Below are 6,959 nucleotides of genomic sequence, written 5' to 3'. Positions count from 1 at the left end.
CTGTTTCTTCGTGCCTTTTAATTGCATTTACCGGTGTTTGAGAGAGATCAGTAGCTGCCCAAATTCCCCTCATTACACCAAATTCGCTACGGAACTCGTAAACATAAATAGCAGGCCGGTCATCCAAAGGACATCCGAATAGATTAAGCAGGTCTTCAAACGACAGCTGCTCATTTTTATGCACCTTACCGTTTACCTGATCAGAAATCATCAGATCAAAGATGTCTTTACCCGGCTGTAATGCCTTTAATGGAGAGATTTTTATCATCGTTTAACGGATTATTCGAGTTCAAGAACGGTTTTATCACTGTATATTTTTTCAAAACTGGCCATTGCATTTACCAATACTTCAACGCTCGATAACGGAAGCGCATTGTAAAGTGAAGCCCTAAATCCACCAACTGTTCTATAGCCTTTTATGCCTACAATTCCTTGGTCTGCTGCAAATTTTAAAAACTCGGTTTCTATATCTTTGTTAATGGCTAAGAAAGTAACGTTCATTCGAGAACGATGCTCAACATCGGCCGTACCGTAAAAAAGCGGATTACGGTCTATTTCGGCATATAATAATTTTGCCTTTTCTATATTTCTTTGTTCTATTCCACTTACACCACCCTGATCTTTCAACCACAATAAATTAAGCATGGCCACATAAATAGAAAAAACCGGTGGTGTATTGTACATGCTCATATTATCGCGGAATACCCGATAATCCAACATTGATGGGATTTCTTTTTTTGCCTTGTTAAGGAATTCATTTTTAGCAATGACCAATGTCATCCCAGCTGGCCCCATATTCTTTTGCGCTCCTGCATAAATAAGATCAAAATCGGTGATGTTAATTTTTCTGGAAAAAATATCTGATGACATATCGCATATCAACGGCGCACCGGCAGTAGGGAAATCAAATATTTCTGTCCCCTCAATCGTATTATTTGAAGTACAATGCAGGTACGCAGCTTGCTTATTGTTATTAAACTCAACTGGGATATAGGCATAATCTTTATCTTTCGAAGAAGCCACTAACTCTACTTCGCCAAACAATTTGGCCTCTTTAATGGCTTTTTGTGCAAAATATCCTGTATCAAGATAAGCAGCTTTTTTTCCTTTACTCAAAAAATTCATCGGAACCATAGCAAATTGTGTACTAGCCCCACCCTGTAAAAAAAGTACCGAATAGTGATCTGGAACAGACAATAACTCGCGCACCAAAAGCTGGGTTTTAAGTACCACATCTTCAAATTCTGGTGATCGATGAGAAACTTCTAAAATAGATAAACCCATCCCTCCCCAATTGATTACGGCCTGAGCAGCCTGCTCCATTACAGATGACGGCAATATGCACGGGCCGGCACCGAAATTGTGTTTTTTATGCATAAGAAAAATAATATTCGGTTAAATTAATTACAGCGTAAAGATCAGTAGTTAAGCAAATTATACCGCAACAACTTATTTTTTTGGTAAAAATTATTTTTTATCAAACCCTAAACATCCCAAAAGTTTGGTTTAGCATATCAGGAAAATAAGCTAACAGAATATAATTATTAACCTATAAAGAAGTTTCGGGAAAGCTTAGAAAAAGCATGACCCACATTGTAGACCGCATTAAAAAACTGCGGTCAAATGGCTACATCAAATCAACAGTTGCCATTGTAGACATCGATAAACTGAGGTCGCATTTTATAGCCTTTCCGCACATTCAGCTCACCACACATTCGGAAGATATTGTAAGGGCATTTAAGACCGAAATGGAAAAATACCCAGAAGTGATGGAATGTTATCACCTTACCGGGCATTTCGATTTTATGCTTAAAGTAGCCATGCCCGATATGGTTTCTTACAACAATTTTCTGAGAGATAATATAGGCGCACTGGCTTATGTTGGAAATATTCAGAGCTTTTTGGTATTGAATCAATCGAAAGCCGAAACGGCTTATGCGTTGTAGACTGGTTAATCAGCAATTTAAGTGGCGGCAGATGTTACCATCTGCTGCGATTAAAACTTAATCAATGATTTTCTAAATCTGTCAGATGGTAACATCTGACAACACAAGGAGACTGGCTAATCAGCAATTGATTAATTAATTGATCATTCTAAGTAAGGACAAGGCCAACCAACAACTGAAAACTGTCAACTGTTAACTGTTGATCCCCATAGCGTACAGGATAATATTTACTCCGAATTTGGTATTGTCTTCAGCTAAAAAACGTTTGTTCCTGAAATCGTAATCCCACTCGCAGCCATAATCTTTATTGCTATAAAGCACTCCTATCCTATTGTTAATGGTGATTGCTTTCAGGTAATCGTGCACGAGATCATCACCCCAGCCATTTAACTCGAAAGAAGTGGTTGGCGGTCCCTTCTCAAACTTAAAGAAAGAACTATAAATACCATGGTTATTAGGGATTTTCTTCAAAGCCTGAGAACCAAAAAGGTTGCTCATCTGTGTTTCGAATGAACGGGCAAATAAACCATCAATATCATGATTGCAATCATCTACAAAAACGAAACCTCCGTTATGCACATAGGTTTTAAAATTTACTGCTTCTTGCTGACTAAATTGAACCAGTTTATGCCCGCTTAAATAACAGAAAGGATATTTAAATAAATCGCGGCTGCTCAGCTCTACAATTTTCTCTTCTTCATCCAAAGGAATGGTTGTATACTCGAGAAGAGAATTTAAGAGGTTGGATGGCATGCGCTGATCGGTATCCCAATCGCCTGAATTATATTTTAACCTCGCAAATGTAAATTTAGCTCTCTGCATCACCCTAAAATTACCTCCATTTTTTATTATTCTGCTTTTTTATCCTAATTATCGTGTAAATTTTTTGATATTCTTTTCCATTAGGCTAAAACTATCTATCAATATGCCCTATATTGAAACACAATATCGTTATACTAAAAAATCAACCGTTTTGGAGCGTTCAGAAAGCAACCTAAAAATATTGATCGATAAGATCTCCCTTTTAAAAAGCGAAATACAAAAAGTAATTGTGGGTCAGGATGTGATCATTGAAGAAATGCTGATTGCTTTAATGGCCGGCGGACATTGTTTACTGGAAGGTGTACCGGGTTTGGCTAAAACTTTAATGGTAAGAACAATGTCTCAGGCTTTAGATCTTTCTTTTAGAAGAATTCAGTTTACGCCCGATTTAATGCCTACCGATATTGTGGGTACCGAAATATTGGAAGAAGACCACGTAACGGGAAAACGTTTTTTTAAATTTAACAAAGGCCCTTTGTTTGCCAACATTATCCTGGCAGATGAGGTGAACAGGACGCCCCCAAAAACCCAATCGGCACTATTAGAGGCCATGCAGGAATTTGAAGTAACTTATGGCGGACAAACTTATCCTTTAGATCGGCCATTTTTTATTCTGGCTACACAAAACCCGATTGAACAGGCCGGAACTTATCCTCTGCCAGAAGCACAATTAGACCGCTTCCTTTTGTACATCAAAATCGGTTACCCAACGGCAGCCGAAGAAACTCAGATTTTAAGCAGTACAACGGGCAGTAAAAAAGCGGTGATCAACCCGATTATTGGCGCCGAAGAAATTGCAGCGCTGCAAGCCATTACCCGCGAAGTAAGCATCAGCGATGACTTAATTACTTATGTAAGCGAAATCATCCGCGCCACCCGACCTGATACCACGACTGTAAATTTCGTTAAAGAATGGGTGCGTTGGGGTGCAGGACCAAGGGCCGGACAGGCACTGATTTTAACAGCAAAAGCAAGAGCCTTATTTAAGGGCAGGTATGCTGTGATAACGGAAGATTTACAGGCCATGGCTTATCCGGTACTTCGCCACCGGGTATTGATGAATTTTAAGGCAGAAGCCGAAAATGTTTCATCGGATAAAGTTACAGACGAACTGATTAGAGCCATTTCGAAACCAAAAGCCAATATTTAATGAGTAAACTGCTCGATCCAAAAGTATTAATGGCCATTAAAGACCTTTCATTATCGGCAAAAATGACGATTGATGGTTTTATGAACGGCATTAATAAAAGTACCGTAAAGGGACCGGGATTGGAGTTTAGTCAATACAGAAGTTATCAACCCGGCGATGATTTACGGTCGCTCGACTGGAAAATGTTTGCCCGCTCCGACCGTTATTATATCCGCGAATCGGAGGTGGAAACGAATATTGCCGTGCGCATATTAATAGATGCCAGTGCCTCGATGAACCATAGTGATGGCGATTTTACCAAAATAGATTATGCAAAATATCTTGGTGCATCTTTAGCTTACCTCGCTAATTTACAAGGCGATGCCATTGGTTTATATGTGCTGAAAAATTCAGGGATCTTTTCCATGACCCCAAAGCAGGATTACCAACATTTGGCCCGATTGTTTTACCAGTTAGAGCAGATCAATCCCAATGGAGCATTCACTAAACCCATTCATTATAAAGAATTGTTTGCTGGAGCCCAAAAACGCGAATTGCTCATTTTCGTGACCGATCTTTATCAAAAAGAAGATGAAATTATCAAGTTATTGGATACGTTGAATACTTTAAGGCACGAGATCGTGGTTTTTCACGTGTTATCAAGAAACGAACTGAATCTTGATTTTAAAGGTTACAGCACTTTCGAAGACCTGGAAACAGGAGAAACCATTCAGATTGATCAAACCAAAGCGAGGACCAATTATCAAAACAAGCTTAATGCCTATCTGGAAGAAACCAGGATAAAGCTGCTTGATAGAAGGATTTTTTACCGAACAATTACAACCGATGAACCTTTAGACCAGGCATTGAGGGATTTTTTAAAACAAAGAAGTAAACTTAGAATTTAAGCCGTGCATTTTTTATACCCCATAGGTTTACTGGCGCTTGCAGGCTTAATTATCCCGCTTATTATACACCTGTGGAATGTTAAACAGGGTAAAACACTTAAGATTGGCAGCATTGCACTGCTTGGCGAAAGCTCGAGGGCAAGCTCAAAAAGCTTTAAAATTAACAATTGGCTTTTATTGGTTTTACGCTGCTTGATTTTGGTGCTGCTGGCATTTCTTCTGGCACAACCTTATCTTAAAAAAATAATCTCGGGCAAAAATAAAGCCGGATGGATTTTGGTTGATAAAACTATTTTCCAACAGGTTTTCAATTCTAATAAAAAAACGATAGATTCATTACTGAAAAAGGGTTACGAAATCCACGATTTTAATGTGGGTTTTAAACCATTAACCTTAAAAGATACCGTTCTTAATGAAACAAAACAGGGCGATACTTTAAGTTATACAGCCTTACTGACTGCAGCTAATCAATTTGTTCCTCCTGGAGCTGAAGTTTATTTTTTTGCCGATCGGCGCTTAAACCGTTTTGGTAACGAACTGCCAACTGTTAGCTATAAACTGAAGTACATTCCGCTAAATCAAACCGATACGCTTAGCAGCTGGATTGCCGGATATGCAGGAAAGAAATATGAAGCAAAGTCCAATCCCTCAGGCACCACTTATCAGGCTTTAAATTCGGCAGACGAATCGCCAATAAACGTCGCCATACACGAAACTTCGGGTATTACAGACCGTAAATACCTCATTGCGGCTTTAAAAGCCATTGGAAGTTTCACCAAACGGAAAATTATCATCAACGCAGCTGCAGGAAAAGCAACCATTGGTTTTTGGTTATCTGATAATCCGGTTTCATCAGATTTCAAATCATCAATTGCACGGGATGGAGCATTATTTCAATACGAAAAAGGGAAAGTAGTCACCACACCATCTACTATTAACATTTATGGTCGTCATATTAAATTAAGTAAAAGAATTGCCTCAACCAGCCAAGCCGAAAAAATATGGACCGATGGTTTTGGAAATGCAGTATTGACAAATGACAAGGCTGATTCCTTACATAATTTTCACTTTTACAGCCGTTTTAACCCGCAATGGAACGAACTGGTTTGGGATGGCTTATTTGTAAAAGCATTGATGCCGATTGTGATCAGAGCGGAAAACTCAACAGACTTCGGTTTTGAAGACAACCCTGCCGATCAGCGGAGATTATCAGTTCAGCAAAAAGAAGTTACCGAGATTACTAAAACAGAAGCCACACAAACTACTAAAAATGAAGAACTTGCAACTTTATTCTGGATAACTGCCCTTTTGATTTTTGTCACCGAACGTATTTTATCATTCAGAAAAAAACCGAATTATGTTAAAAGCTGAAGGACAAAATTGGATCAGTAACCTAAGGAAAAAGTGGATTAGCTTTTATCTGATTAGCATTATTACAATTGCTTTGGCCATTGCTTTGGTTTTATCGGTTATGAGCGTTTACCTGCTGCATTTTTCTCCATGGCTTTTTGCAGTTGTTTTTCCTGTTATTCTGGGCATCTTCTTATTCATAAAACCCATTTGGAAAACCACCGATCAGGATGTTTCGCGTTTTGTAAACAACCAATACCCCGAACTGGAAGAAAGTGCCGATCTCCTGCTGCAAAATCAAGATGAATTGACTATGCTGCAACAACTGCAGCGCAACAAAATCGAAAATATAATCCCCAACCTATCGCAGCCAAAAGAGCCTGTGAAGAAATTATATTTAGGCTTGATTATCCTTTTTGTAGGACTGCTCATCAGCATCGGCATTAGCCAAATCTCTTTACATAAAAGTGAACCTTTAAATTTTCACGGAAAGGCAAGTCAAATTCCGGCAATCAAAGAAAATATTCCCCCAGAAATTTCCGATTTCAGCGCTACCATCATTCCGCCTGCCTACACTCAAAAAGCTGAGCGTAAACAAAAGCAGTTTACTATTACTGCCGAAACAGGCGCTAAAATAAACTGGAAAATCGAAACAAACATTGGTATTAAAAAACTGAAAATCATCTTTAACGATAACGAAATTGCCCCACTAAAAGCCTTAAATGCATTACATACGCAATGGACATATAGCAAAACCGTCAACAAATCAGGCTTTTATCAACTGGATCTGGACGGTAAAAAATC

General features: G+C 38.7%; 8 protein-coding genes. 5 read left to right on the top strand and 3 right to left on the bottom strand.

The features are described from left to right. Positions 1–268 (bottom strand): hypothetical protein (locus AC1DND_RS18130; protein ID WP_477583736.1); only part of this gene is annotated, 268 nt, incomplete at its 3' end. A gap of 11 nt (positions 269–279) precedes the next feature. Continuing rightward, positions 280–1,377: a 3-phosphoserine/phosphohydroxythreonine transaminase gene (gene serC / locus AC1DND_RS18125; protein WP_477583735.1), complete on the bottom strand. Its 1,098-nt coding sequence runs from the start codon at positions 1,375–1,377 to the stop codon at positions 280–282. Positions 1,378–1,583: 206 nt separating this feature from the next. Here serC and AC1DND_RS18120 point away from each other — a divergent pair, with 206 nt between their 5' ends. Next, entirely contained in the window at positions 1,584–1,946 is a 363-nt protein-coding gene (locus AC1DND_RS18120; protein ID WP_477583733.1) for an Lrp/AsnC family transcriptional regulator, read from the top strand. 192 nt (positions 1,947–2,138) lie between these two features. Here AC1DND_RS18120 and AC1DND_RS18115 read toward each other — a convergent pair whose 3' ends face one another. Continuing rightward, the gene (locus tag AC1DND_RS18115) at positions 2,139–2,768 is read right to left on the bottom strand and encodes a DUF4159 domain-containing protein (RefSeq protein WP_477583731.1); all 630 of its coding nucleotides are present in this window, start codon (positions 2,766–2,768) and stop codon (positions 2,139–2,141) included. 103 nt (positions 2,769–2,871) lie between these two features. On the opposite strand from AC1DND_RS18115, the gene AC1DND_RS18110 reads away from it, so the two are divergent. The 4 genes from AC1DND_RS18110 to AC1DND_RS18095 all read left to right on the top strand — a co-directional run. Next, positions 2,872–3,918, top strand: a complete 1,047-nt coding sequence (locus AC1DND_RS18110; protein WP_477583729.1) for an AAA family ATPase — start codon at positions 2,872–2,874, stop codon at positions 3,916–3,918. Then, on the top strand, positions 3,918–4,805 hold the full coding sequence (locus tag AC1DND_RS18105) for a DUF58 domain-containing protein (RefSeq protein WP_477583727.1): 888 nt from the start codon (positions 3,918–3,920) through the stop codon (positions 4,803–4,805). Before AC1DND_RS18110 ends, AC1DND_RS18105 begins: the two co-directional genes overlap by 1 nt. A gap of 3 nt (positions 4,806–4,808) precedes the next feature. Beyond that, entirely contained in the window at positions 4,809–6,176 is a 1,368-nt protein-coding gene (locus tag AC1DND_RS18100) for a BatA domain-containing protein (protein ID WP_477583725.1), read from the top strand. Further along, a partial coding sequence (locus AC1DND_RS18095) for a hypothetical protein (RefSeq protein ID WP_477583723.1) occupies positions 6,163–6,959 on the top strand: 797 nt, incomplete at its 3' end. The genes AC1DND_RS18100 and AC1DND_RS18095, both read left to right, overlap by 14 nt.

The organism is Pedobacter sp. 01N416, assembly GCF_056399685.1.
Note: the sequence above shows the minus strand (reverse complement) of the source record. Positions and strands in the feature narration are given on the sequence as shown.

Coding starts and splice junctions, on each gene's coding strand:
- AC1DND_RS18105 (WP_477583727.1), top strand. CDS start 3,918: ATGAGTAAACTGCTCGATCCAAAAGTATTAATGGCCATTAAAGACCTT.
- AC1DND_RS18115 (WP_477583731.1), bottom strand. CDS start 2,768: ATGCAGAGAGCTAAATTTACATTTGCGAGGTTAAAATATAATTCAGGC.
- AC1DND_RS18120 (WP_477583733.1), top strand. CDS start 1,584: ATGACCCACATTGTAGACCGCATTAAAAAACTGCGGTCAAATGGCTAC.
- AC1DND_RS18110 (WP_477583729.1), top strand. CDS start 2,872: ATGCCCTATATTGAAACACAATATCGTTATACTAAAAAATCAACCGTT.
- serC (WP_477583735.1), bottom strand. CDS start 1,377: ATGCATAAAAAACACAATTTCGGTGCCGGCCCGTGCATATTGCCGTCA.